The organism is Actinomycetota bacterium (genome assembly GCA_040881665.1).
GTDB lineage: Bacteria > Actinomycetota > UBA4738 > UBA4738 > HRBIN12 > JBBDWR01.
Genome location: JBBECT010000004.1, coordinates 475,010 through 498,135, shown reverse-complemented (window position 1 = coordinate 498,135; position 23,126 = coordinate 475,010). Strand labels below are relative to the sequence as shown.

The window sequence follows — 23,126 nt, the reverse complement described above, 5'->3', positions numbered from 1 at the left end:
CGGCGTCCCATCCCGGCTAAAAACGATCAGGTCTCACCCGGCGGCGAGGATCTTCGCCTTCTGCGCCTCGAACTCGGCCTCGGTCAGCACTCCGGATGCCTTGAGTTCGCCCAACTCCTTGAGTTTCGAGAACTGATCCTGGGCGGGAGCGGCGGCGGGCGGCGCCGGCTCCTGCGCGTAGGACTGCTGCGGTTGTTCCTGCTGCGCCCACCGGTTCGCCTGGCGCCGGCTTACGCGGTTCGATACTGCGGTCGCCGTCCCGGCGATCGCGGCCGTGCGTGCGACCCCTCGGATGAGACCCGGCATCCAGATCACTCCTTCCCGTCGAGTTCGTCGAGCGCTGCGACGATCGCGTTGGCCGGGATACGGCCGCTCGCGACCAGCTGGGCGCCGCTGCGGCGCATGGCACCCGCGAAGGGGGCAGCCCAGGAGTTCTCGTAGACGAGCAGCGCCGCCGAACAACCGGGCTCGATCGCCGCGCCCGCCTCCTGGTAGTCGTCGTCCCCGAGCAATCCCGACGACACTCCTTCGAACACCGTCAGCGTCGGGTCGCCATCGATGTCGTTCAGATCGAGCCCGAAGATGATGCCGTCTTCATCCTTCCGAACGAATGCGAGGTCGAGCACGCGGATCAGACCGCGGTCGACCAGGTCGACCAACAAGGGCATCCCTTCCCCCGACGGCTGCTTCCCCGCCGGCCATTCGACGATCAGGTAGTCGATCGGACCGATCTCGATGTCGGTATCGCTCATCCGAACCCCCCTCACTCGCACGGGCGCGTCCGCACCCGGCTGCTCTGAGAATCGCACGTCTGGCCCGAGTGGGCATCCTCCCGCTGATCCGGTCGCCGATAGTGTGAAGCACCGGGTTCGGGGACCGCGTTCGGAATCGCGAGGAGCGGATCCGATCGACCATGTGCGAAGCAGCGGAGACGGAGAGATTCGAACTCTCGAGGGACGTTTAAGCCCCTAACCGCTTAGCAGGCGGCTCCTTTCGGCCTCTCAGGCACGTCTCCGCTCCCGATTGTAGGGAACGCGACGGCCCCGCGATGTCGGTCGGGGAGGGACGACCGGTTCCAGGCACGGCGGACCGGGCTACCGGACGTCAGCCGTGGGCCGCGAGGATCTCGAGCACGCGATCGATCGGCATCGCGTGCAGGATGCTCCCGTCGCGGCCGGTCGTGGTCTCGGCCGCGAAGAGCGCGTTGACGACCGCCTCCTCGACCGCCTCGACGGTAGCGGCGAACAGCTCGGAGAACGCGCCGACCGTGTTCCACGCGGGTCCGTCGACGACGGCGCGGATATCGATCTCCCGGGCGCGCTCGGGATGCGGAAGCTGCGTCGCGGTGGAGAACGCGAGCATCAACTCGCCCGAGCCGTTGTTCGCGGTCGAGCCGGTTCGTGCGAGCCCGAGCGCCGCGCGTTGCGCGAGACGCCGGAGCTGGTGGGGCAACAGAGGAGCATCGGTGGCCACCACGACCACGCAGGAACCCTCCGGGTTTTCACCGGGCATCAGGTCGGTGAGCTCCCTCCCGACCCGGACACCGTCGATCCGAAGCTCCGGGCGATCACCGTAGTTCGTCATCACGAGGGCACCGACCGTGTACGCGCCCGCCGCCTCGTCGATCACACGTGAGGAGGTGCCGATCCCTCCCTTGTAGTCGAAGCACTGCATCCCGGTGCCCGAGCCGACGCAGCCCTCCTCGACGGGGCCGGTCGCCGCCGCGTCCAGGGCCGCCCACACGTCCGCGTCGGTGAGCGGGAACGCGAGCACGTCCGACAGGTAGGAGTCGTCGCACTCGGTCACGATCGGCATCACCGCGTCGTCGGCCGACTGCTCCCGGTCGCGGCCTGCGAGCCACTTCACGGTCGCGTCGTAGGCCTTGCCGATCTGCAGGCTCGAGGTGAGCACCACCGGCGACGCGAGGATGCCCCACTCCGTGAGCTGGTTGATCCCGATGATCTCGCCGTACCCGTTGAGCACGTGCGTGCCGACGTAGACGGGCGCCTCCCACGGATTGCCCTCGTGGGGGAACACCGTCGTCACCCCGGTGCGCACGACGGCTCCGTCGTCTCGCACGATCGTGCGATGGCCGACGCGAACGCCGCCGACGTCGGTGATCGCGTTCAACGCGCCCGCCGGACGCCATCCGATCGCGACGCCGTGCTCCCGTGCCCGTCCTCGCTGCACCTGGTGCCTCCCCCGGATCGATGCCGCACGATGGTACCCACCTCGGGCGGCCCGACACGGGCGATCGTCTCCCGGCCCCTACGCCGCCCGTGACCAGGCGGGCAGCGGGTACGATGGGCGGCGAGTATGGCGATCCTCGCCCTGGGGGCCTCCTTCCGTCGCGCACCGATCGAGCTGCTGGAACGGCTCGCGTTCACCGACGACGACTACACGAAGGCCTTCCGGCGCGCCGAGGACGACGAGGCGATCCGAGGCCTCGTGGTGCTTTCCACCTGCAACCGCGTCGAGCTGTACGCGGACGTCCCGAGCTTCCACGCCGGGTTCCTCACCTTGAAGGAACTGCTGTGCGAGTCGCGGGAGATCGACCCCGACGAGCTGGCCGAACCCCTCTACTCCCACTTCGACGAGCACGCGGCCGAGCACCTGTTCGCGGTCGCGGGCGGGCTCGACTCGATGGTGCTCGGCGAACCACAGATCCATGCCCAGGTTCGCGAGGCGTTGCGGCGGGCACAGGCCGAAGGCGCTGCCGACGAGGAGCTGACAGCGCTGTTCCACGCCGGTGCTCGCGCCGGACGCCGGGTCCGCACCGAGACGGGCGTCGGTGCCGCACCCGACGCGCTGATCGAGGCGGGGGCGGCGATCGCCGGTCGCGAGCTCGGCGACCTCGCCGGTGCGCGCGCGGTCGTGATCGGCGCGGGACAGATGTCCGCTCTCGCCGTGAAACATCTGCACGCCCGCGGCGTCGGCCCCGTACGGATCCTCAACCGATCGCTCGAGCGCGCCCGGCTGCTGGCCGAGCGCACCGACGCACACGCCGACCACCTCGACGCGCTCCCGCAGGCGCTCGCTCAGGCCGACCTCGTCATCACGGCGACCGGCGCCGCGGGAACGGTGGTCGGCGCGGACACGGTCCGCGACGCGCTCGCGGTTCGCGACGACCCGCGTCCGCTCGTGTTCCTCGACCTCGCCGTGCCGCGCGACGTGGAGCCGGAGGTCGCCGCGATCGACGGTGCGATCGTGGCCGACGTCGACGCGCTCAAGGTGGCGCTCCACGAGCACGACGCCGAGACCGCCGCGGAGATCGAGCGCGCGAACGCGATCGTCCGCGACGAGTTGCACCGTTTCTCGGTCCGACGGCGTTCGGACCGTCTGGCGCCGCTGATCCGCGCGCTCCGCGAACGCGGCTTCATGGTGATGGACGGCGAGTTGCAGCGGTTCCGCTCCCGGCTGTCGTCTCTGACCCCCGACGAGATAGACGCGGTCGAAGGCATCGCCCGGGGCATCGTCTCGAAGCTGCTTCACGACCCGATCGTGCAATTGAAGGAGCGCTCGACCCCCGGTACCGACGACGTCTACGCGCGGATGCTGGCCAAGCTGTTCGACATCGACCCGCCCGACGCGTGACACGGTCGCGGCCGCTGCCGTCGTGATCCTCCGGATCGGAACGCGCGGCTCCCGCCTCGCGCTCGCGCAAGCCGAGGATGTCGCCTCACGGCTCCGCGCGACCGGCAACGGCGGCGAGCTCGTTCCGATCGAGACCTCCGGCGATCGGGGCGTGCCCGCGGACGCGTCGCCCCAGGGACTGAAAGGACTGTTCGTGACCGAGATCGTCCGCGCCCTGATCGATGGTGACGTCGACCTCGCGGTCCATTCGGCGAAGGATCTGCCGGCCGAGAACACCGAGGGCGTTGTACTCGCCGCAGTTCCCCCCCGCGAGAGCGCGCTCGACCTGCTCGTGTCGCGGGACGGCGCGGTGGCGCCGGGCTCGGTCGTCGGCACGTCCGCCGTGCGACGCCGCGCGCAGCTCGCGGCGTCGCGCCCGGAGCTGACCGTGCGAGAGCTGCGCGGCAACGTCGACACGCGACTCGCGAAGCTCGAGGCCGGAGAGGTCGACGCGCTCGTGCTCGCCGAGGCGGGACTCGCGCGGCTCGGCATCACCCCCGCGCACGCGACCAGGCTCGCGCTGGAGGAGATGGTTCCCGCGCCGGGCCAGGGGGCGCTCGCGATCCAGTGCCGCGCCGGGGACGAGCGCGCGCGAGCGGCGATCGACCTGCTCGACGACGTTCCCTCGCGGACCGCCCTGGAGGCCGAGCGGGCGTTGATGCTGCGCCTCGGCGGCGGATGCGCGCTCCCTCTCGGCGGGTACGCGATCGTCCGCCGGCGGGATGTGCACCTGACCGGCCTCGTCGCCTCGCCCGACGGAGCCCGCATCGCGCGGGCCGAGGCGCTCGCGCCCTCTCCGCACGATGCGGCCGCTCGCGTCGCAGACGATCTGCTTGCCCAGGGGGCGGGCGAGATCCTCGCCGCGGTCCGCGAGGGTTGAACCGATGCCGCGACGCACCCGCACCGCCGCGGGCCCGATGCGTGACAAGGTCGTGCTCGTCACCCGACCGAAGGAGCAGTCGGCCGCACTCGTCCGGGAGCTCCGTGCGCTCGGCGCGCGGCCGATCGTCGCTCCGGCGATCGCGATCGTTCCCGCGCGGTCGGCGGCGTTGACCGCCGCGCTGCGCGACCTCGAACGCGGCGGGTTCGCCTGGGTAACCCTCACGAGCCGGGCGACGGTCGCGATGCTGCGGGATCGGCTCGACCGACCGCGCGACGTCCGGGCGAAGGTCGCCGTGATCGGGGAAGGAACGGCGGAGGAGTTTCGCCGGTGGGCGCGGCGCGACCCGGACCTGGTCCCGCCGACCTTCACCACCACCGGGCTCGCACGCGCGTTCCCTCGAGGGTCGGGCCGCGTGCTCTGCGCCCGTGCCGACATCGCCCCGGAGGGCCTGGAGGACGCGCTCGCCGCCAAGGGATGGGAACCGACCCGCGTCGACGCCTATCGAACGCGCTTCCCCCGATCACTGCCTCCGGATGCGCGGAACGCCCTTCGCGACGGAACCGTCGACGCCGTCACCTTCACGAGTGCGTCGACGGTGCGCGGCTTCGTGCACGCCCTCGGCCGCGTCCGCGGAACGCCGAAGGTCGTGTGTATCGGTCCGGTGACGGCGGCCGAGGCCCGCGACCACGGGTTCACCGTCGCCGCGGTCGCCCGCCCACACACCGCCGACGGTGTGATCGCAGCTCTCGAGCGCGTGTTCGCACGCGCGCGAGGCGGCCGCGGCTGATCTGACCCGCGTCAAGATAGGCTGGCGGGATGGACGATCCGGCCGAGCCGCGGGACGAGCCGACCCCCGAACGCCCCTATCACCACGGCGACCTGCGTCGCGCCCTTATCGACGCCACCTTCGAGCTGATCGACGAACGGGGGCTCGAGGCGACGACGCTCCGTGAGGTCACCCGGCGCGCCGGCGTGTCGCACGCCGCCCCCTACCACCACTTCGCCGACCGCAGCGCCCTGCTGTCCGCGGCGGCGGTCGAGAGCTTCGAGCTGCTCGCCGTCCATCTGCGCAGCGCCGCCCGGCGGGCTCGAGGCGACGGAGCGACGCGTCTGAAGGCGGTCGTCGTCGCCTACGCGCGCTTCGCCCTGGAACACCGACCGAGGTGGCGCCTGCTGATCGAGCCCGAGCCCGTCTCCGGACCGATGGGGGCCGAGGTCCACCTCGCGGCAACCGAGGTCAGGGAACGGGTCGGATCGGTCGTGCAGGATGCGATCGAGGACGGATCGTTACGGGCCGACACCGACGTCGAGACGGCCACGATCGCGGTCTGGTCGAGCATGCACGGGCTCACGACGCTGGCGACCGGCGGCCTGCTCGGAGGTGCGGTCTCACCCTCGCGCGCGGACCGGGCCGCCCGCGCCGTCGCCGACACCTTGCTCGACGGCCTGCGTTCCCCGGTCTGAGCCGCCCCCTACCGATCAATCTCGGCTCACGGAGAAGTGTTGAAAGTCCTTGTGCGGTTCCCACTCCCCGCCCCAGCCCCAGCCGATCGCGGCGAATGCCCGGACCACCACATCGCCGGCCCGGATCATGCCGGGTTCGTCGCGGTCTCGATCGAGGAACCGCCGACCCGACGTCGGGAGCACCTCGCCGTCGCGTCGAACGTACGGGTTCTGCACGGTGTTGAGGTCGATCGCGAGCCCGAACGCATGTTGCGACCACACCCCCGGCCGCAGGGCGATCTCCCGGCCGTTGAACCCGCTCGTGTTGTTCGCGGCCATCGACCGATCGTCGTCCCCTTCGAACGCATCGATCGGTTCGATCCGCTCGATCGGGAAGCGCGCGGCGAACAGCACGCCGAACACCCCCGCGACGTCGTCGGCAACGCGCTCGTGGATCACGAGCTCTCCGTCACGGACCCGTCCGGAGAAGTGCCAGTGCGGCATCCGGATCACCCGCAGGTCCTCGAACCGCACCGGGCAGCCCGGGCGCCAGGAGGCCTCCTCCATCTGTCGGCGGCGCGCGTCGCCGATCTCGTCGATCTGCGCGTCGAAGACGGGGCCGGAGGTGCTCATCAGCGCATCCTCCCACGCGGAGGTCGCCGCGATCGGTTGCAGGGTCGGGCGCTAGGGGATCGAGCGTTTCCGCTCGCAACCGCGGGCCCGATCGGTTCCCTTGCCTCCGATGCAGGTGTCGCGATCGGGGCCGCCGTTCAGATCGTCGTTGCCCCCGCCACCCTCGAGGCGATCCCGGCCCGTTCCGCCACAGATCGCGTCGGCACCCCCCTTGCCCTTCGCCAGGTCGTTACCGCCGAGCAGCAGGAAGGAGTCCGCTTGCCCGGTTCCCGACAGCACGTCGCGAGCGGACGTGCCGACACGGGTCACGACCGACCCCTCGCAGCGCGCCAGCTCGTAGGCGCCCGAGTCGCAGGGGTCCCCGCCACGAGGGACCCCGCGCTGGTCGGTATCGGAGCATCCGACGTGGAACGACCCGTTCGCCAGGCCGAGCGCATCGCTGGCCGTACCGAGCGCATGGGTCAGGGTCGGGCCACCGGTGTCGGCGATCGGCTTCAACGCCAGTGTCGCGTCCTGCCGGTCGGAGTCATCGAGGAACTCGCACGTGTCCCCGGACTCGGCGTTGCCCCCGAACGAAGAGTTCGCGCCGCCGGTCAGCGAGCAGTCCCCGCCGACGATCGAGTTCTGGAGCGACATCGCTCCGGTGGTCTGGGTGACGTCGGCCCCGTCGTTGTTCGCGATCGTCGCCTGGGAGATCGCGGCGGCGCCGCCCGAGACCGCGACCCCGCCGCCTCCGATCGTGCTCGTGTTCCCACTCACCGTGGAGTTCAGCAGCAGGAGGGTCCCGAACGTCACGATCCCACCCACGCGGCCGGCGTTTCCCGAGATCGTCGACCGCTCGACCCGCAACGTGCCGGTGCTGACGAAGATCCCCGTCCCACGATCTGCTTCGTTCCCGGCGACGGTGGAATCGGTCAGCGTGACATCCGTTCCGGCCCCGACGAAGAGTCCTCCCCCGATCGCCTGGGAAGCGGTTCCGACGATGACGTTCCCGACGAGCGCGACGTGCTCGAGGTCGGCCGTCAGCTGCCCGACGGCCTCCTCGGCGGCGATCCCGGCACCCGGGAGGTCGGAGAGCCGCCCCTGCCGGAGCGTGATGTCGCGGATCGTGACGAGCACATCCTGCCCCGACGGCCCCACGAGGTGGAGGATGCGATCGCGGCTGGCGAGCGGGACGGCGACGTCCCAGCGGACCGTCGATCCCCGACCTTGGATCGTGAGGTCGTCGGTGACGTCGAGATCGCCGGCGTCGCCCGCGCCGGTCATCGTCAGGTCGTACACGTCTTTGGGAACGACGACCGTCTGCGCTCCGGCGAGGGCGTTGGACTCCATGAGCGCCGCGCGCAGCGTGCAGTCGCCGCCGGCCGTCGCGCAGCTCCCGTTCCCGGGGATGGCGTCGACGCCGTCGGTGGTCACGTCGACGGTGAAGGTGTCGGTTCCGGCGGAGGCACCGGAGCCCGCGACGGTCATCCCGACGGCGAGGGATGCGGCGGCGAGCATGCGGACGAGGTGGCGGACGGCCATCGACCCGACGGTACCGAAACCGGCCGGCGGCGAGCAATCGGCCGGACGGCCTCGGCCGAAGCGGTTCGGTACCCTGGCCACATGGCCTTCCCACGGCAGCGACCTCGGCGGATGCGGCGTACTCCGGCGCTGCGCTCCCTCGTCCGCGAGACCGAACTCACCCCCGGGAACCTGATCGCTCCCCTGTTCGTGAAGGAGGGGATCAGCGACCCCGCGCCGATCGGATCGATGCCCGGGCAGTGGCAGCACACCCTCGACTCGCTGCGCAAGGAGGCGGCCGGGCTCGCGGGCGTGGGGATCCCCGCGGTGATGCTGTTCGGCGTCCCCGAACGCAAGGACCCCGAAGGCTCGGAGGCATGGAACCCCGACGGCATCGCGCAACGGGGCCTGCGTGTACTTCGCGAGGAGCTGGGCGACGAGCACGCCGTGCTGTCGGACCTCTGTCTGGACGAGTACACCGACCATGGGCACTGCGGCGTGCTGAACGAGGCGGGCGACGACGTCGACAACGACGCGACGCTCGAGCTCTATCGGCGGATCGCCGTCGCCCAGGCAGAGGCCGGCGCGCACATGGTCGGACCGAGCGGCATGATGGACGGGCAGGTCGCGGCGATCCGAGACGCTCTCGACGAGGCGGGGCACCTCGACACGGGGATCATGGCGTACTCGGCGAAGTACGCGAGCGCTTTCTACGGTCCGTTCCGCGAGGCGGCCGAGGGCGCACCGCGCTTCGGCGATCGCAGCGGCTACCAGATGGACCCCGCGAACGCCGACGAAGCGATCCGCGAGGCACTTGCAGACATCGAGGAGGGCGCCGACATCGTGATGGTCAAACCGGCACTGCCCTCCCTCGACATCGTCGCCCGGGTGAAAGACGCCACCGGCTTCCCGACGGCCGCCTACAACGTCAGCGGCGAGTACGCGATGCTCAAGGCTGCGGCCGACAACGGCTGGCTCGACGAACGCCGCAGCGTGCTCGAGCTGTTGACCTCGATCCGCCGCGCCGGGGCCGACCTAATCCTCACCTACCACGCGAAGGACGCCGCGAGCTGGCTCGCGACCGACTGACCCGGTCTCCGAGAGGAGAGTGGGACAATCAGTGTGCTATCCTGTGGCCATGCGGCTCCACATCCACATCGATGACGACGTCGTGGAGCAACTCGACGAGCGCGTCGGGCCGCGCGGTCGCAGCGCGTACGTGGAACGCGCGCTCCGCGAGGCACTCGATCGCGACCAACGGTGGGGGCTGATCCGCTCCGCGTATGGATCGATCGACGACGCGGGCCACGATTGGGACGATGATCCGGCCGCCTGGGTTCGGGCGCAACGCAGGGCGGACCCTCGGCGGGTGGGGTGATGGCAGCGGTCGTCCTCGACACGACGGTGGTGATCGATGTCCTCCGGGGCCGCCCGGGGGCCGTCGCTGCGCTCGAGCAGCTCGCCGCGCAAGGGGACGACCCGCATATCTGCGCGATCACCGTCGAGGAGGCGACCGCCGGCCTCCGCCCACGGGAGCTCGAACGTGCGACAGCGTTCTTCCGGGGGGTCGCGATCGCGCCGCTCGGCATGCCCGAGGGGAGGCTCGCAGGGTTCTGGCGACGCTCCTATCGCAAGCGGGGACGCACCCTGGCCCAGGCCGACTGCCTGATCGCCGCCGCAGCCGTCGGACGCAGCGCTCGGCTCGCCACCGGGAATCCCAAGGACTTCCCGATGCCGGACGTCCAGGTGGAACACTGGCCGGTCAACGCGTGAGACCGATCCCCAACTAGCATCCCGTTCTATGCAGCGATCCGACGAGTTGTTCGAGCGCGCGCGGCGCGTGATCCCGGGCGGAGTCGACTCTCCCGTCCGGGCGTTCGGCGCGGTGGGAGGCACGCCGCCGTTCATCGTTCGCGGCGAGGGCGCGCAGTTGACCGACGCCGACGGGAACCGCTACCTCGATCTGGTCCAGTCGTGGGGGGCGCTGTTGTTCGGACACGCCCACCCGGCGATCGTCGGGGCGGTCACCGCGGCGGCCGCGAAGGGAACGTCCTTCGGCGCGCCGACCGAGGGCGAGGTCGAGCTCGCGGAGCGCATCGTTTCGGCCGTTCCCAGCGTGGAACAGGTTCGACTCGTGAGCTCGGGTACCGAGGCAACGATGAGCGCGATCCGGCTCGCACGCGCCGTCACGGGCCGCGATCTGCTCGTGAAGTTCGACGGGTGCTACCACGGCCACTCGGACGCCCTCCTGGCCAAGGGCGCGGGATCGGGTGTCGCGACGCTCGGCATCCCGGGCTCACCCGGTGTCACCGAAGGAGCGGCGCGCGACACCCTGACGGCCCCCTTCAACGACCTCGAGGCGGTGCGCACGCTGTTCGCGGATCGCGGCGAACGGATCGCCGTCGTCATCGTCGAGCCCGTCGCGGCGAACATGGGCGTCGTTGCACCGGAGCCCGGATTCCTCGAAGGGTTGCGCGCGCTCTGCGAGGAGTACGGGTCGCTGCTGCTGTTCGACGAGGTGATCACCGGCTTCCGGATCGCCTTCGGCGGCGCGCAGTCGGTTTTCGGCGTGACACCGGATCTGACCGCGTTCGGGAAGGTGATGGGCGGCGGGTTCCCGTGCGCGGCGTTCGGCGGTCGCCGCGAGGTGATGGAACGGCTCGCACCGACCGGCCCCGTCTACCAGGCGGGAACCCTCAGCGGGAACCCCGTGGCGGTGGCCGCCGGCAACGCCGCCCTGCGACTCGCGGCCGACACCGACCCCTATCCCGCTCTGACCGCCACGGCGGAACGGATCGCCGGCGAGCTCGGCGCGATCTTCGCGGACACGGGGATCCCCGTGACGATCAACCGCGCCGGATCCCTGTTCAGCGTGTTCTTCACGGATCGACCCGGAGCGGTGATCCGGGACTTCGCGGGCGCTGGGGTCGCGGATCACGAGCGGTACGCGCGCTTCTTCCACGGGATGCTCGAACGCGGCGTGTATCTGCCGCCGAGCGGCTACGAGCTGTGGACGCTCTCGACCGCCCTCGGGGAACCCGAGACGGACCGGCTGCTGAGCTCGGCCCGGGATACCGCATCTATCGTGCGCTGAACGCGGATCGCCTCGGATCCGGTCGCGACGCAGATCGTTCCGGCGACCTGACCGTCCTCGCCCGGGGCAGGCCACACCACGCACTGCAGTTCGCGCCCGCGCTCACGGATCCGGAACCGCCCCGGGGTGCCTCGCAGCGCGGAGAGGTGCGCCTCGATGACTTCCATCCCGCCGAGTTCCTCGCTGCCGGACAGGTCGAACAGATCGCCGTCGGACGGATCGAGCGGGAGATCGATCGACAGGATGCCGGGCGGTGGCCCGGAGGTGAACCCCAGACTCCTGTCGGTCGTCCAGAGCACGGTGGGGAAGGCTTCCTCGACGACCAGGGTGGCCTCTCCGTCACGAGCGCGTGATTCCAGCTCGATCCCGGTCGGGTCGTGGTCGTCGGTGATCCCTCGGAGTTCCCATTGACGCATGGCTGCCCCCTCAGGTCAGGTTCCCAGCGTAGGCCGGTCGAGCCGCGGGGGGTATGGGGGGTCCGACCGATTCGCTCCGACCCCGGAGGGGGGACACGCAGGTGGGTCTGAGGACGCATCGTCCCAGGTCAGCTACCCTCCGGGCCCGATGGTGTCCCCGACCGTGGGGTCTCGGAGCTAGTCCTCGTCCTCTAGCTCGATCTCGTCCTCGTCGTCGTCGAGCACTTCGAGGTCGTCATCCTCGTCGTCGTCGAGCTCGTCCTCGTCGTCCTCGTCGGCTCCCGCCTCGACCACGCAGAACTCGTTGTCCTCCGGATCGGCGAGCGTGATGAACACGTCTTCCGGATCGTCGGAGACCCACAGCTGCTTCGCACCGAGCGATCGGAGCCATTCGGCGGCGTCCTCGACGTCGGCCGCATACAGATCCAGATGGAGGCGGTTCTTCGCCGACTTCCCCTCGGGAACCCGCTGGAAGCCGAGCTGGATCCGCGTGTCGTCGTCCGGATCGGTGAGGAGGACCCACTCCTCGTCCTCGTCGGCGACCTCGTAGCCGGTGATCGTCTCCCAGAACTCCGACAACGAGCCGGGATCGGCGCAGTCGAAGACGACGGTCGCGACTTCCAGGTCCATCCGGGCATGCTATCCCGGATCGCCCGCACCCCGCCCTTCGACCCCGGCCGTTCGGCGGCACTCGGGCGCATCGACCTACCCGTGGCCGATTGACCCTTCGCCCGCCGAGCCGGTACAACTGGTGGGTGCGGCGCAGGCGGCTGCGGACGCACGACCCCCCACATGTCGCGTTCATCTCATCCCACCCGCGCGCTGCTCGCCGCCCTCGTGGCGCTCTTCACCCTGCTCCCGATCGGCGCAGGGGCAGGCACGGATCCGGTTCCCTGCCCCGTGCTGGGCGAACCGGTGCTGCTGGGTCCGCTCGGGCAGAAGGAGACCCGGGCTCCCTTCAGCGCCCGGCACCTCTCCGGCCTCGCCGTGTCGACCGACAACGCCGACGCGCTCACCGGTCAACAGATCGTGTGGGCGGTCGGCGACCGGAAGGCGAACGAGGCGGTCAAGGTCGAGAACGATCGCGTGTACCTGTTCGGCTACGACGTCGCGGACGGGAGCCTGGCGATCCGCTACCGGATCCGGCCGGGTGCGTTCCCCGACGACCCGCGATTCACCGGACCCCCCGAGCCCGACGGTGTGACGTCCACCGACAGCGTCCGACCCGTTCCCGACGTCGAGGATCTGTCGATCGAGTACCGCGAGGGCGCACGCGACCTGCTCTGGCTGTTCGACACCGGCGACAACACCGTTTCGCGCGACCAGATCAACGCCTACCGCGTCTGGGAGCCGGATCTCACGCAGACGGGGATCGGCGTGCTCGGCGAGACCGGCACCGATCCGGAGCTCGACGACGAATCCGAGGGGGGCGCGATCAAGCCGGCCCGGTTCCCGATCAAGGTCTGGAACAACGCCAAGCGCACGAACCGGGTGCATCCGAACGTCGAGGCCGCGTTCGTCGATGTGGGAGCACCGGTCGCCACGAAGCCGATCTACCTGATCCCACGCACCCCGGCGGATGCCGATGGCGACGGGTCGTTCGACGAGCTCCGGCTGTACCGATTCGATACGCGGAAGAAGAACGGCGCGAACCATGCGACCCCGGCCGGCTGGCTCGAGGCGGGCGGTCCCGGGCATCAGGTGGTCGGTGCGTCGATCGTCCCCGGTGGGGCCACGTTCGCACTCCGCACCGGGAAAGCCACGCAGGACGCGGTCCTCACCTTCGATCGCGATCCCGCGCGTCACATCTCCGAGTGGATCACCGACGGGAACCGGACGCCCGCGTGCTCGTGGGTCGGCAACGACACCGACCCCGGAGCCGCGCGGGAGGAGACGATCGCGTTCGCGGTTCCCGCGGCGAGCACCGGGCCGTGGGAGGGGTTCGTGTGGACCCACGACGGCACGGAGTTCCCGCCGTTGTACGGCGCGGCGATCGAGGTTCCGCCCGAGCCGTGAGGTTGTCGCCACGCCGGCGGGGGTGTGGCGCCCCGCCGGCGTGAACGTTCTGGGAGTCAGCGCCGGCGCTTGACCCGCTTGTCGGCGACGATCTCGCGCACGCAGTGGTGACCGGGCATGCCCGTCACGCCGCCGCCCGCGTGGGTTGCGCTCAATGCCTGGTACAGACCATCGATCGGGGTGCGATAGTCGGCGAAGCCCGGCGCCGGGCGCATGTGAAACAGCTGATCGACTGTGAGCTCGCCGTGGAAGATGTTCCCGCCGATCAGGCCCCACTCGGATTCCATCTGGTGGGGACCGATCACCTGGCGGTGCATGATCGAGCCCTTGAAGTTCGGGGCAACCGCATTCACTCGATCGATCAGGCGGTCGGCGTAGCGCTCGAGCTCCTCGGTGTGCGGCTCGTTCGCCCACTCGTGGGGCACCCACTGCGTGAACATCGACATCACGTGCACGCCCTCGGGGGCGAGCGTCTTGTCGAACACGGTCGGGATCGCGGTGTCGCTGAACGGCAGCTCGGCCGCCTTGCCGAACCGCGCCTCCTGGAACGCCTTCTCCAGGTAGTCGACGTCATCCATGATCTGGATCGCACCGCCGTGGATGTCGGGGTTGAACCCCGGGTCGGCGGTGAACTCGGGCAGCTCCGCGAGGGCGAGGTTGATCTTCACCGTGCCCGAGCGCGTCTTCCAGTTCTCGATGTCGCCGACGAACGCCTCCGGGAGCTGTCCCCGATCGATCTGGTCGAGGAACGCGGTCTTCGGATGGATCGCGGTGACCACGAGCGGCGCCGCGATCTCCTCCCCACCCTTCAGGACGACGCCCTTCGCGCGACCGTTGTCCACCAGGACGCGCTCGACCGGCGAGCTGGTGCGGACCTCGGCGCCGAAGGACTCGGCGGCCTGCCGGCACGCGTCGCCGACGGCACCCATGCCGCCCTCCGGGTAGCCCCAGCTCGCGATCTCTCCGTCGCCGATGTCGCCGACGGAGTGGTGCATCAGCACGTAGGCGGTCCCTGGCGCGTCGGGACCGGCCCACGTGCCGATGATCCCGTTCACCGACTGCAAGCCGATGAACACGTCGTTCTCGAACCAACGACGCAGCAGATCGGTCGAGCTCATCGTGAACAACCGCGTGATATCGGCGACCGTCTGCTGATCGATCTCCTTGCGCAGCGTCCAGCCGAGCTGTGCGATGTCCTTGATGTCGCCCGCCTTCTTCGACCCGACCTTCGGCGGGGTCTTCATGAGCATCGGGCCCATGATGTTCGCGATCCGGCCGATCCATGCCTCGAATCTCGGCCACTGCTCGGCGTCGTGCTTGGAGAACTTCGCGATCGAGTCGTAGGTCTGCTGTTCGTCGTCGGACTGGATGATCGAGCCGCCGTTCGGGTGCGGCAGGTAGCCCAGTCCCTGCGCGTGCACCTTGTAGCCGAACCGCTCGAGCTGCAGATCCTTCTGGATCGTCGGCGGCATCAGGCTCATCACGTACGACAGCGTCGTGACCTTGATGTCGGGAGCCTCGTCCCACGGAGCCATCGTGTCGGCCGCACCGCCGGTCTTCTCGCGCGCCTCGAGCACCAGGGTTCGGGCCCCGTATTTCGCCAGATAGGCCGCGGCGATCAGACCATTGTGGCCGCCACCGATCACGATCGCGTCGTAGCTGTTCGCACTCACGTTTCCGACTCCCGTTGCTTGAGGACACAGCCCCCGCAGGGGCCACACGCAGGGAGTTTGAACGGCCGTTCAAAGATTGTCAAGCCAGCGGGGGGAACACAGATAGTAGGCAAGAAACGCCCCTACCCGTGGACAGACTAAGCTTGACGCCTAGCGCATGCAGGGATCCAAAGCCTCTACAGAACGGCTTTTCACCCACCCACCCTTCGTGACCAGATCCCCTGCGGGGGCGGACAAGTGATCCAAGAGGAGCGAGGTGGGAGCTGACCGATTGAGCGACCGGACCTCCGCTACAACCGATACCTGACCGGTCGGGGAAGCGATCGGCCGCTTACGAGCGGGAGAGCGCCCTACCCCGTGGAGACTGAAGCAGGCAATCCACCCTTGTGGCCCGGGAAGGGACCGTTCGGAGGCTTCCCAGGGCAAAGGTCTGATCGCTCCGAGTCGGATTGGGCCTGGGAGGTCATTCCGTGGGTTAATCCACTTCGTCCTCATCCTCATCGCCCTGTCTATCCCGAAGGATTCTCCGCCCTTCGGATTCAAGTTCGAGCGTGAGCTCAGAGCGCCTAGCCTCGGAGAGTGTCGGTTGGCGAAGCGCTTCGAAAGTCTCCAAGTATCGCGGGCCAAAGATCGCCCAGCTCGACGCCGCATCCTCCGCGATTCCCGGCAGCGCCTTGCCGAAGTGCTTGTCGAGAAGTCGGTTTCGCCCGGTGTCGATCACGAGATCTGAGTACCCAAGTTCCACACGCATCTCTTCCACGTGTGTTTGGGAAACATCCTCTCTCTCAGGCAGGAACTGAGCCTTCGCATCTGCGACATAAAATCCAAAGGCCTTCGCCATTCGGAAGGTCGCCCACGGGGCCCTGCGGCAAACGAGGACTGGAACAATCGGGAGTTCGGGGTTGGCATCTTGTAGGGCAGCGGCCTTGTGCAGCAACTGATGAAGCCTCTCGGACCCAGGATAGATCCATTCTCGAACGTTCTTGACCTCGATGGGGACGGAAACGACCCCAGTTGGGACGCCCAGCTCATTCTTCAGCTGCAGATGCACAGCGTCGTCGAGCGGACCTCCCACGACCTTCTTCCCGAATAGGCTTCCGATTGGGCCACCCTCCGGTCGTTCCACCCGATATCCAGCAATTGGAGCGGCCTTGAGCAGAGATGCGTGGGTGGCGCGTTCACCCGCTGGACCAAGGATATGAAGGGTCACTGCCCATGCCAGGTATCGGGCCTGAAGTAGCCGCTTTCGCGCGGCTGCGTCCTCAACCTTCCGCTTTCGGCCGGTTAGGTCACCGAAGTGAATGACGGGCACCGAGCGACCCCCTCGAGTTCTTCCGGCCGTGCTAGCGATCGCGCCCTCGTCGCGCAGCTGCTGCCGAGCGGTTGTCAAATGGTGAGGCTGCACATGAACTCCGAGGGGGGCCCACTTCTTGTCGGCAACCTTTGCCTCGACCTCCGGCCACACAACGGCGTGCTCAATCTCGAGAAGCTGAAGGATCGCCTCCCTTCCCCGAGAAACCCATCCGGCAGCGTGCATGCTCGGCAGTCTGAGCTATCTGCTGGCGAGATTTGCGGTTTCACCGATTCGGCCACCTAAAGACATAGGAGTAGGAGGGGTGGAGGGTTGAGTCGTTGCTGGGAGGCGCAATGGGGCGTCGGCACCAAGATCACCTGCGGCTGCTCAGCGGCACCCGTGTGCTCTCTAAGACTGCTTGGTGCTTCGGGACCGCCAAGGAAGCCGGGGATCCTCCTGGAGCGAAAAGCAGATGCGATCACCGAGTCCATGCGACCTCACTGGTTGAAGAATCGCTGCAGGTAGCATCGTTGCAACTAGACCGCTGAAGCGCGGAGGCCACCGTGGAGCGCGCCGGCAGGGAGCGCATCCTGTCCCAATTTGGAGAAGGGGATCCGATTCGGGTCGAGCTCGCCTTAGAGCTTGGCCGGATCTGGAGGTCGCTATCCACCGAACCGGGCTTCCAGCACCAATTCAGAGAAAGCGCCCTGCGATACTTCAGACAGATCCCGGAGGAGTTTCGCGAGGAATCCTGGTCCTACTCAGAAGCCGGAATCTTCGGCACGGGGATATGGCTTCGCTCGCGCAGAGACCTCGTCACCCCTGCTGTCTTTGTTCGCGAGGGTCTGGCGCCGCGGTCGGGGGGACCCCTAGCGATGACCCCTGCCGCCGCGATTTCCTCGATCTGGCCGAGTAGATTTCCTTCTCGGGAGGTATTCGCCGTGGGGCTCCCGCCGGCTCAGGAGCTCAGAGCCAGTCCCGGATCCGGGATATCTTCAAGCGGTGGTCTAGGCACCCTGGGGGCCAAAGCCACTGACGGAAGGGGTGTGGCGTTAATAACGACCGCCGGTCATGTTGTGCAAGAGGTTGGGGCGACCGTTCACAACGGTGTCGGGTCAGCAATCTTCGTGGACCACCTGAGTAAGCGCCCCACCGGTGTGGATTGTGCAGACATTGCCATCGTTCAGCTCAACTCCGGAGCGAAGGACTCCGGCGGCCCCACGATCTCAGGTACTGCCGACGCGCGCAGAGGTGACCACGTGATTGTCCATGGGCGAAGTGGGACTCGCCAGGGATGGGTGCGTGGCGTCTCCCTTTCGTGGGGTAGGGATGTAACGGGTGGCAGCTGGGGGAATGTGTACATCACGGATCGCTCTGTCTCCTTGCCCGGGGATTCGGGCGCCCCGGTACTCTTTCGCGACCGACCTACGCTCGCCGGCCACATAGTCGCCGGGGATCAGGGTTCGTACAGCCTGATACAGCAAGCCGCCTACCAGTTTTCAGAAGCGAACGTCAGACTGCGACCATGAACAACAAGACAGGCGCGAGGGGCATCGAGACATACGCGCGAGCTCGGCAGCGCTCCGGCGACTTGTGGGGATGGGAGTTCGATCCCGAGAGCGAGGTCGTCGAGCTCTTCACAAACATGGACCGTGACCACTCGAGCTTCCCTGACAACATTGGGGGTGTGAAAGTTGTAATCACTCCCCTGCCCGCAGCAAGAGAGCAAGAGGAGCAGTAGATGGATTCAATCACGCAGGCCATCACCTATGCAGCGATTGCCGGCGCCGTAGTCTGCATCGTGATCGGCGTCGCTTATGCGGTCTTGGATGTTCGGCTGCAGCTGGATGCGCGAGCTGCGGCCAAGAGGGGCGCTACTCTTGCAAAGGAGAAGACCGAATCTGGTTTCGCTGAGCAGGCAGATGCAGGGCCATCGTTTGAAGCATTGGCCAAGCTTGCGGCAGCATTGAAGGATCTCGACAAATCAAACCGATACCTCGTATTGGCGCTTGGGTTCCTCGGTGTGGCTGCTCTGTCGGCTGGCGCCAACGACATCGCTTCTGCCATTGATGGAAGCACCTAGGGATGAAGCAGCACGCGAAGCTTGTCTCTCTGTGGATCAATCGAGCGGACCGGCTGCGGACTACAAGGCCCATCACAGCTAGGCTGACTCGGCAAGTCGCTCTTCCCGGCGGACCCAGTCCGCAACTCTCATCACCAGCCTTTCCGCCTCTGCGATGAGGTCCGCGCTGGGGACAGCCAGATTGATAGCGAAACGATGCATCCTGATCGGTGAATTGCGGATCCTGATCTCGTCGTCGGAGGCGTACTCGGAGCGTGGGTAAATCAACCCGCCAAGGTTGGAGGATTCGGCTTCGCAGTAGGAGAGAACCTGATAGAAGTCAGGGTTCTTGAGGGACCCCTCCGACGTTTTCTTGTACTTGGTGTCAAGCACGGACAGCACCTGACTACCGCGACGCAGCTCGATGTCTGGGCGAATCGCGCCCCATCGGCCCACAGTTCCATCGGGGCGGTGGCGAAAGCCAAGAGCTCCTGTCCTCTGCAGAATCACCTGCCCTAGGTGGGGCGGCATCGATTCAATGAAGATCTGGCCGACAAACCGCTCGAACAACTGGTTCGATCTTCCATTTGATGCCGCGCTGCGAATACGGGTAGAAAGCCGTTAGTGGCTCTCCCGCTGATCGCCTTGTGGCTCCTTGAATCTGTCGCCGCCCTCCTTGGCGAGGAGGCCCAGAAGCGCTTGCAGCCTGGCTGGGAGCGAAAGCTCGCGCGACGGACATCCCGACGGGTTAGGGGCCTCAAGGCGCGCCGCGTCAGAGCCTTCCTTCGCGATGAGAGAACCTTTGCGCTGCTGGCGCGCGGGACGGAGGCAGACGGTGAGGAGCTGAGAAATGGCCTAGCGGAGGCGCTCACGCCGAAGTTTAGGCCACGAAGCGCTACCCGCGAAGCGCGAATACGGGTTGCCGACGAGGCACTTCCTTTCTTGCTCTCGGAATTCATGTCAGCTTTGGATCCGAGTTCAGCGGTGTCCGTGGCCACGGATCGCATCACGAATCGGATCGACGAACTCGGTCACCAGCCCGGGCAATGGGGGGTCGCCAACACGATTCGTGAGGAGGTGTTCTCCGAGCTAGTCAGACAACTTCCGCCAAACTCCCGCCGAGAAGTTCGACAATACGCCGAGCTTGATGGAGCGGGGGCACGGCGGCTACTGCACGCATTGGTCCTTGACGAGCGCGGAGTATCAAAAGCCGTGCTGGCTCTCCTCGAGCAGCCCGCCAATTGGCTTGATACCTCCGCCTCCAACGCTTGGCTGTGTCTCGGCGAAGTCGCCTTCGGCCACGGCCACACTGAGGCCGCGGCTCGCGCATTCCAGCTCGCCATCGAAACAGGCGCTCCGAATGCCGCTCGCTGGTATGTGAGGGCCGCGCTGGGAGCGATGGCGGCCGAGAACGAGGGCCTCGCACAAGAGTTTGCGGATGGGGCTCGCAACGCGGGCGGCGATGATCTCCTTGACTTGTACGAGGGTTTCCGCAGCGGAGACTGGGGTTTGGTTGCGGACGTGTCGCACAGGCTCAAAGAGACTGGGCACCCAGACGCTGACTTTGCGCTTGGTGTCAAGGCTCAAGCCGAGCTCCTGGATCGCCGGTGGGACGAATGCATCACCACATGTCGGGAGAGGCTACAGCGGGACTCGCAGATCACAACTGCGCATCTGACGCTGGCTAGAGCTCTCTTGTCCCGGATCCAGGAGGGACGCACACCCAACGCAGTTCAGGACTGGCGCGAGGGAATGTCTGAACTTCGGGTCTGCCGCGATCTTCGGCGCGAGTGGGAAGGCCCAAGCGATGAAGCGGTGAGTTTGGCGTGTCGAGCGGCGATTCTCATTCATGACTTCGGCCTAGCCATGAAACTAGGACGACAACAGCCCGCCGGGGAGGCGACTGCAGAGGAAGCCAAGTCGCAGGAAGTGATGCCAGTGGTGATCGCTGCTGCTACTGCCAATGGGCGCTTCGACGTCGCCAGTGAATTGGCACCTCTTCTCACTAGTGAGTTCGAACGGTGCCACGTTGAGGGGTTGATTGCCGAGCGCAATGACGACTCCGCCACCGCACGCGACAGGTACTTGACATGCAGTCGTCTTGCTAGCAACGCGGACGAGCTGGGTACTGCCTTGCTATCGCTCGGAAGCGTTGGCGAATGGCCGCTGCCGCGCCTTGAGGAGCTCCGCGCAGATGAACGTGAGGTTGCCGAACGCTGTGTCGCCATGTCTGAGATGACCCGGGGGCTATACGATTCCGCGATTCAGCGTCTGCGACCCGATCGCTCCAGACATGGGATGGAATTACTTGCGATGACTGAGGCGAAGGCTGGGCGCATCGAGGACTCAGTAGCCACGCTCCATCGCGAGTTCAATCGATTTCAAGATGCAGGGGCTTTGGTTCGCATTGTAGAAACGGCTCTCCAGAATGGAGACACCGAGCGAGCCCGAGAAGAGGCTGACGCAGCTCTGGCTTTGGTTCCCGGAGGAACCTTTCAGTGGCTCGAGCTTCAGAGGTTGCGCGTCGAGATCGCTGCACAACTGGGCCACTGGGGTCAAGTCGTTTCGCACGCAACCGCATTCCTCGCCGAAGAGAAGGGCGATCCCTCCCTAACGTGGGCTCTCCTAGTCGGCCTAAACAACGTTGGTCGGATTCCCGACGCGGTGGACGTGCTGAGATCTGATCACGAGCTTGTGCCCCCGTCGCGCGACCATGCGCTTCTGCTGCTCTCATTGCTCAGGGAGATGGAGGCAGATGAACAGCTGGTGGCTCGATGCGTCGAGCTTGGTTGGGACTACGAGGAAGATGAGGTGATCTGCTCAGCCGCTCTTATGGTTGCGTACGAAAAATCGGGCGAGATCCAGCTGGATGCGTCACTGGTCAGCCATCTCCACCGGCTGACCGCAGCCTTCATCGATAGGTTCCCAGCCAGCTCCTACTTCGAAAGGCTCGAGTTCGGCTCGGTGGATGAGCTTGTCCCGCAGCTCCGAGAGCGGTTGGAGCCTGGGGTTGCCGCCCTCACAGAGGGCGTCAAGAAGGTGCTTGCGGATGGGCACCCTCAAGGGGTCCTGGCACTGCTATCAGGCCGGACGTACACGGAGGTGCTAATTCGACGCGGTGCTGGAGTGATGCCTATTCTCCGGCCTGAGGCGGACTCGCGCCAACTCGAATGCGAAGCCGCGCGCAACGCCCTCGATGGGGAGTGCGTACTCGATGTCAGCGCGTTGGCGACGATTTCGCTCCAGCCTCAGTTGATGCGGCTGGTCCAGGGATCATTCCGGACCATGACGATGCATCCGGCTGCGGTTCTCGACATTCGGAATGGGCGGGTCGCTCTTCAAAGCAGGAGCACCACGAGTCTGGCTTGGGACATTGAAACGGATCGACTGATCACGATCGAGATTGAGCAAGATATGGCGGACAGCCTTGCTGCGCGCGCCGATTGGATAGCCGAAACGGCGTCATCGCTCGACGTTCCGCAAAGCAATCTCCCACCCGGAAGACCTGAACTCACTCATGAGCAGGCCGAGCGCATTGCACCATGGGTCGGCTCCTTGGAACTGGCTAGGCACAGGGGGCTACCTCTCCTTTCGGATGACGTAGGCATGCAGCGTCTTGCGGAGTCTGAAGGAGTTGCAGTCTTCAGTTTGCCATCTCTCGTGCAGGTTCTCCAGCAGGAGAACAGAGCCGATCAGGGAACCGTTGACTCTTTGCGGCAGCTACTTTTGGAGAATTGGGCTATCGACCTGCTTCCCACTGCAGACGAAGTAGTGGCACTAGGCGAGACCGGCTACTGGAATTCCGGTCCCGGCCTCATGCAGCTCAATCGACCGACGTTCTGGGAGAGCTTTGTCTCTGGGTTTTCGGCGTTCCGGCAGATTCTGCTCACATGTGCGCAGGCCCGGCCCGAGACTGAAATTCTGTGGGTGACAGCCGCGCTGCGTGGTATCGCCCTGGCTGCCGCAAGTGACGAAGCGTGGGAGGAAGCAGCCGCACGAATCATGTCGTTCGCCCTCTGGCTGAATGGATGGTCAGCTGACCTCTTCCCCCAGCTCTTGCAGCAAGCCAGGGTGGTTGGGAGCGACTTCGGACGTACCGATCCCTTGGGCGAATTGGGATCCTATGTTTTCACGCTCCTCACGTCGGAGTTGCCTCGCCCGGTCGCCGCGGCAGAAGTAGTGCGATTGATTGCCGAACTCCGAGAGGAGGATCGCCTAATCATCCTGCGCAAGGTACTTACGGACGAGACCTGAATCTATCGAGGCAGCTTTTCGATTGTCCGATGGGTGAGGCAAACCGATCGGCACGAGTTTCCTCACAGCGGGTAGTGGCGTATCCATCTCGTTCGAAGCAGCCGGGCCCGAGCTGATGCGCGTCTGGATGACGCCGCGTGTCGGCGCACTTCCCTTCGGGGCAGCTCAAGTGCGGGACCACTGGAGGTGCAGCAGACTCCGGATCGCAACCGCGATTACGGA

At 67.0% G+C, this 23,126-nt stretch carries 22 protein-coding genes and 1 tRNA gene; 12 read left to right on the top strand and 11 right to left on the bottom strand.

All coding sequences use genetic code 11. The annotated features are described in order from the left end of the window. Positions 1–33: 33 nt before the first annotated feature. The 4 genes from WEF05_03400 to WEF05_03385 form a co-directional block, all read right to left on the bottom strand. Positions 34–306: an SHOCT domain-containing protein gene (locus WEF05_03400; protein ID MEX1100945.1), complete on the bottom strand. Its 273-nt coding sequence runs from the start codon at positions 304–306 to the stop codon at positions 34–36. Between the two features lie 5 nt (positions 307–311). Continuing rightward, complete coding sequence (locus tag WEF05_03395; protein ID MEX1100944.1) at positions 312–752, bottom strand: DUF6325 family protein; 441 nt, start codon at positions 750–752, stop codon at positions 312–314. Between the two features lie 174 nt (positions 753–926). Beyond that, positions 927–1,015: transfer RNA gene (locus tag WEF05_03390), tRNA-Ser, on the bottom strand. An 89-nt stretch (positions 1,016–1,104) separates the two neighbouring features. Further along, positions 1,105–2,190, bottom strand: coding sequence for a P1 family peptidase (locus tag WEF05_03385; GenBank protein MEX1100943.1), 1,086 nt, complete (start codon positions 2,188–2,190; stop codon positions 1,105–1,107). Between the two features lie 126 nt (positions 2,191–2,316). Between WEF05_03385 and hemA the strand changes: the two genes are divergently transcribed. The 4 genes from hemA to WEF05_03365 are packed head-to-tail and all read left to right on the top strand — an operon-like array spanning position 2,317 to position 5,980. After that, positions 2,317–3,594 (top strand): glutamyl-tRNA reductase, encoded by a 1,278-nt coding sequence (hemA, locus tag WEF05_03380; protein MEX1100942.1) that lies wholly within the window; start codon positions 2,317–2,319, stop codon positions 3,592–3,594. Between the two features lie 22 nt (positions 3,595–3,616). After that, positions 3,617–4,513, top strand: coding sequence for a hydroxymethylbilane synthase (hemC, locus tag WEF05_03375; GenBank protein MEX1100941.1), 897 nt, complete (start codon positions 3,617–3,619; stop codon positions 4,511–4,513). Positions 4,514–4,517: 4 nt separating this feature from the next. Continuing rightward, positions 4,518–5,303 carry a uroporphyrinogen-III synthase gene (locus tag WEF05_03370; protein ID MEX1100940.1) on the top strand — a complete coding sequence of 262 codons (786 nt, stop codon included), beginning with the start codon at positions 4,518–4,520 and terminating at the stop codon, positions 5,301–5,303. A gap of 29 nt (positions 5,304–5,332) precedes the next feature. After that, complete coding sequence (locus WEF05_03365) at positions 5,333–5,980, top strand: TetR/AcrR family transcriptional regulator (GenBank protein MEX1100939.1); 648 nt, start codon at positions 5,333–5,335, stop codon at positions 5,978–5,980. A gap of 15 nt (positions 5,981–5,995) precedes the next feature. On the opposite strand, the gene WEF05_03360 is transcribed toward WEF05_03365, so the two are convergent. Both WEF05_03360 and WEF05_03355 read right to left on the bottom strand, forming a co-directional pair. Next, a complete protein-coding gene (locus WEF05_03360; GenBank protein MEX1100938.1) occupies positions 5,996–6,592 on the bottom strand; it encodes a M15 family metallopeptidase in 597 nt (198 codons plus the stop codon). A 51-nt stretch (positions 6,593–6,643) separates the two neighbouring features. Then, positions 6,644–8,116, bottom strand: a complete 1,473-nt coding sequence (locus WEF05_03355) for a choice-of-anchor Q domain-containing protein (protein MEX1100937.1) — start codon at positions 8,114–8,116, stop codon at positions 6,644–6,646. A gap of 81 nt (positions 8,117–8,197) precedes the next feature. Here WEF05_03355 and hemB point away from each other — a divergent pair, with 81 nt between their 5' ends. Genes hemB through hemL form a run of 4 tightly spaced genes read left to right on the top strand, consistent with a single transcriptional unit; the run spans position 8,198 to position 11,189 of the window. Continuing rightward, positions 8,198–9,184: a porphobilinogen synthase gene (hemB, locus tag WEF05_03350; GenBank protein MEX1100936.1), complete on the top strand. Its 987-nt coding sequence runs from the start codon at positions 8,198–8,200 to the stop codon at positions 9,182–9,184. A 49-nt stretch (positions 9,185–9,233) separates the two neighbouring features. Further along, the gene (locus WEF05_03345; GenBank protein MEX1100935.1) at positions 9,234–9,473 is read left to right on the top strand and encodes a ribbon-helix-helix protein, CopG family; all 240 of its coding nucleotides are present in this window, start codon (positions 9,234–9,236) and stop codon (positions 9,471–9,473) included. Beyond that, positions 9,473–9,868 carry a type II toxin-antitoxin system VapC family toxin gene (locus tag WEF05_03340; protein ID MEX1100934.1) on the top strand — a complete coding sequence of 132 codons (396 nt, stop codon included), beginning with the start codon at positions 9,473–9,475 and terminating at the stop codon, positions 9,866–9,868. Before WEF05_03345 ends, WEF05_03340 begins: the two co-directional genes overlap by 1 nt. 28 nt (positions 9,869–9,896) lie before the next feature. Next, on the top strand, positions 9,897–11,189 hold the full coding sequence (gene hemL / locus WEF05_03335) for a glutamate-1-semialdehyde 2,1-aminomutase (GenBank protein MEX1100933.1): 1,293 nt from the start codon (positions 9,897–9,899) through the stop codon (positions 11,187–11,189). Here hemL and WEF05_03330 read toward each other — a convergent pair. Then, entirely contained in the window at positions 11,096–11,605 is a 510-nt protein-coding gene (locus tag WEF05_03330) for a hypothetical protein (GenBank protein MEX1100932.1), read from the bottom strand. The two genes, hemL and WEF05_03330, sit on opposite strands and share 94 nt — an antisense overlap. Before the next feature lie 177 nt (positions 11,606–11,782). Further along, positions 11,783–12,235: a VOC family protein gene (locus tag WEF05_03325; protein MEX1100931.1), complete on the bottom strand. Its 453-nt coding sequence runs from the start codon at positions 12,233–12,235 to the stop codon at positions 11,783–11,785. A 162-nt stretch (positions 12,236–12,397) separates the two neighbouring features. Between WEF05_03325 and WEF05_03320 the strand changes: the two genes are divergently transcribed. Beyond that, entirely contained in the window at positions 12,398–13,621 is a 1,224-nt protein-coding gene (locus tag WEF05_03320) for a hypothetical protein (GenBank protein ID MEX1100930.1), read from the top strand. Between the two features lie 56 nt (positions 13,622–13,677). Here the strand turns inward: WEF05_03320 and WEF05_03315 are convergent, their stop codons facing one another. Further along, complete coding sequence (locus WEF05_03315) at positions 13,678–15,294, bottom strand: NAD(P)/FAD-dependent oxidoreductase (protein MEX1100929.1); 1,617 nt, start codon at positions 15,292–15,294, stop codon at positions 13,678–13,680. A gap of 475 nt (positions 15,295–15,769) precedes the next feature. After that, on the bottom strand, positions 15,770–16,606 hold the full coding sequence (locus WEF05_03310; GenBank protein MEX1100928.1) for a hypothetical protein: 837 nt from the start codon (positions 16,604–16,606) through the stop codon (positions 15,770–15,772). A gap of 1,507 nt (positions 16,607–18,113) precedes the next feature. Here WEF05_03310 and WEF05_03305 point away from each other — a divergent pair. Further along, positions 18,114–18,329 carry a hypothetical protein gene (locus tag WEF05_03305; GenBank protein MEX1100927.1) on the top strand — a complete coding sequence of 72 codons (216 nt, stop codon included), beginning with the start codon at positions 18,114–18,116 and terminating at the stop codon, positions 18,327–18,329. Further along, complete coding sequence (locus WEF05_03300; GenBank protein MEX1100926.1) at positions 18,330–18,671, top strand: hypothetical protein; 342 nt, start codon at positions 18,330–18,332, stop codon at positions 18,669–18,671. It begins immediately after the preceding gene. A gap of 78 nt (positions 18,672–18,749) precedes the next feature. Here WEF05_03300 and WEF05_03295 read toward each other — a convergent pair whose 3' ends face one another. Beyond that, positions 18,750–19,220 (bottom strand): hypothetical protein, encoded by a 471-nt coding sequence (locus WEF05_03295; GenBank protein ID MEX1100925.1) that lies wholly within the window; start codon positions 19,218–19,220, stop codon positions 18,750–18,752. A 54-nt stretch (positions 19,221–19,274) separates the two neighbouring features. Here WEF05_03295 and WEF05_03290 point away from each other — a divergent pair, with 54 nt between their 5' ends. Next, the gene (locus WEF05_03290; GenBank protein ID MEX1100924.1) at positions 19,275–22,904 is read left to right on the top strand and encodes a hypothetical protein; all 3,630 of its coding nucleotides are present in this window, start codon (positions 19,275–19,277) and stop codon (positions 22,902–22,904) included. Positions 22,905–23,126 lie beyond the last annotated feature (222 nt).

What these genes read in the sequence shown, in the direction of transcription:
- WEF05_03330 (MEX1100932.1), bottom strand. Translation starts at nt 11,605, where the DNA reads ATGCGTCAATGGGAACTCCGAGGGATCACCGACGACCACGACCCGACC.
- WEF05_03355 (MEX1100937.1), bottom strand. Translation starts at nt 8,116, where the DNA reads ATGGCCGTCCGCCACCTCGTCCGCATGCTCGCCGCCGCATCCCTCGCC.
- WEF05_03360 (MEX1100938.1), bottom strand. Translation starts at nt 6,592, where the DNA reads ATGAGCACCTCCGGCCCCGTCTTCGACGCGCAGATCGACGAGATCGGC.
- WEF05_03340 (MEX1100934.1), top strand. Translation starts at nt 9,473, where the DNA reads ATGGCAGCGGTCGTCCTCGACACGACGGTGGTGATCGATGTCCTCCGG.
- WEF05_03345 (MEX1100935.1), top strand. Translation starts at nt 9,234, where the DNA reads ATGCGGCTCCACATCCACATCGATGACGACGTCGTGGAGCAACTCGAC.
- WEF05_03320 (MEX1100930.1), top strand. Translation starts at nt 12,398, where the DNA reads ATGTCGCGTTCATCTCATCCCACCCGCGCGCTGCTCGCCGCCCTCGTG.
- WEF05_03300 (MEX1100926.1), top strand. Translation starts at nt 18,330, where the DNA reads ATGGATTCAATCACGCAGGCCATCACCTATGCAGCGATTGCCGGCGCC.
- WEF05_03395 (MEX1100944.1), bottom strand. Translation starts at nt 752, where the DNA reads ATGAGCGATACCGACATCGAGATCGGTCCGATCGACTACCTGATCGTC.
- WEF05_03365 (MEX1100939.1), top strand. Translation starts at nt 5,333, where the DNA reads ATGGACGATCCGGCCGAGCCGCGGGACGAGCCGACCCCCGAACGCCCC.
- hemB (MEX1100936.1), top strand. Translation starts at nt 8,198, where the DNA reads ATGGCCTTCCCACGGCAGCGACCTCGGCGGATGCGGCGTACTCCGGCG.
- WEF05_03325 (MEX1100931.1), bottom strand. Translation starts at nt 12,235, where the DNA reads ATGGACCTGGAAGTCGCGACCGTCGTCTTCGACTGCGCCGATCCCGGC.
- WEF05_03370 (MEX1100940.1), top strand. Translation starts at nt 4,518, where the DNA reads ATGCCGCGACGCACCCGCACCGCCGCGGGCCCGATGCGTGACAAGGTC.
- WEF05_03400 (MEX1100945.1), bottom strand. Translation starts at nt 306, where the DNA reads ATGCCGGGTCTCATCCGAGGGGTCGCACGCACGGCCGCGATCGCCGGG.
- WEF05_03305 (MEX1100927.1), top strand. Translation starts at nt 18,114, where the DNA reads ATGAACAACAAGACAGGCGCGAGGGGCATCGAGACATACGCGCGAGCT.
- hemA (MEX1100942.1), top strand. Translation starts at nt 2,317, where the DNA reads ATGGCGATCCTCGCCCTGGGGGCCTCCTTCCGTCGCGCACCGATCGAG.
- hemL (MEX1100933.1), top strand. Translation starts at nt 9,897, where the DNA reads ATGCAGCGATCCGACGAGTTGTTCGAGCGCGCGCGGCGCGTGATCCCG.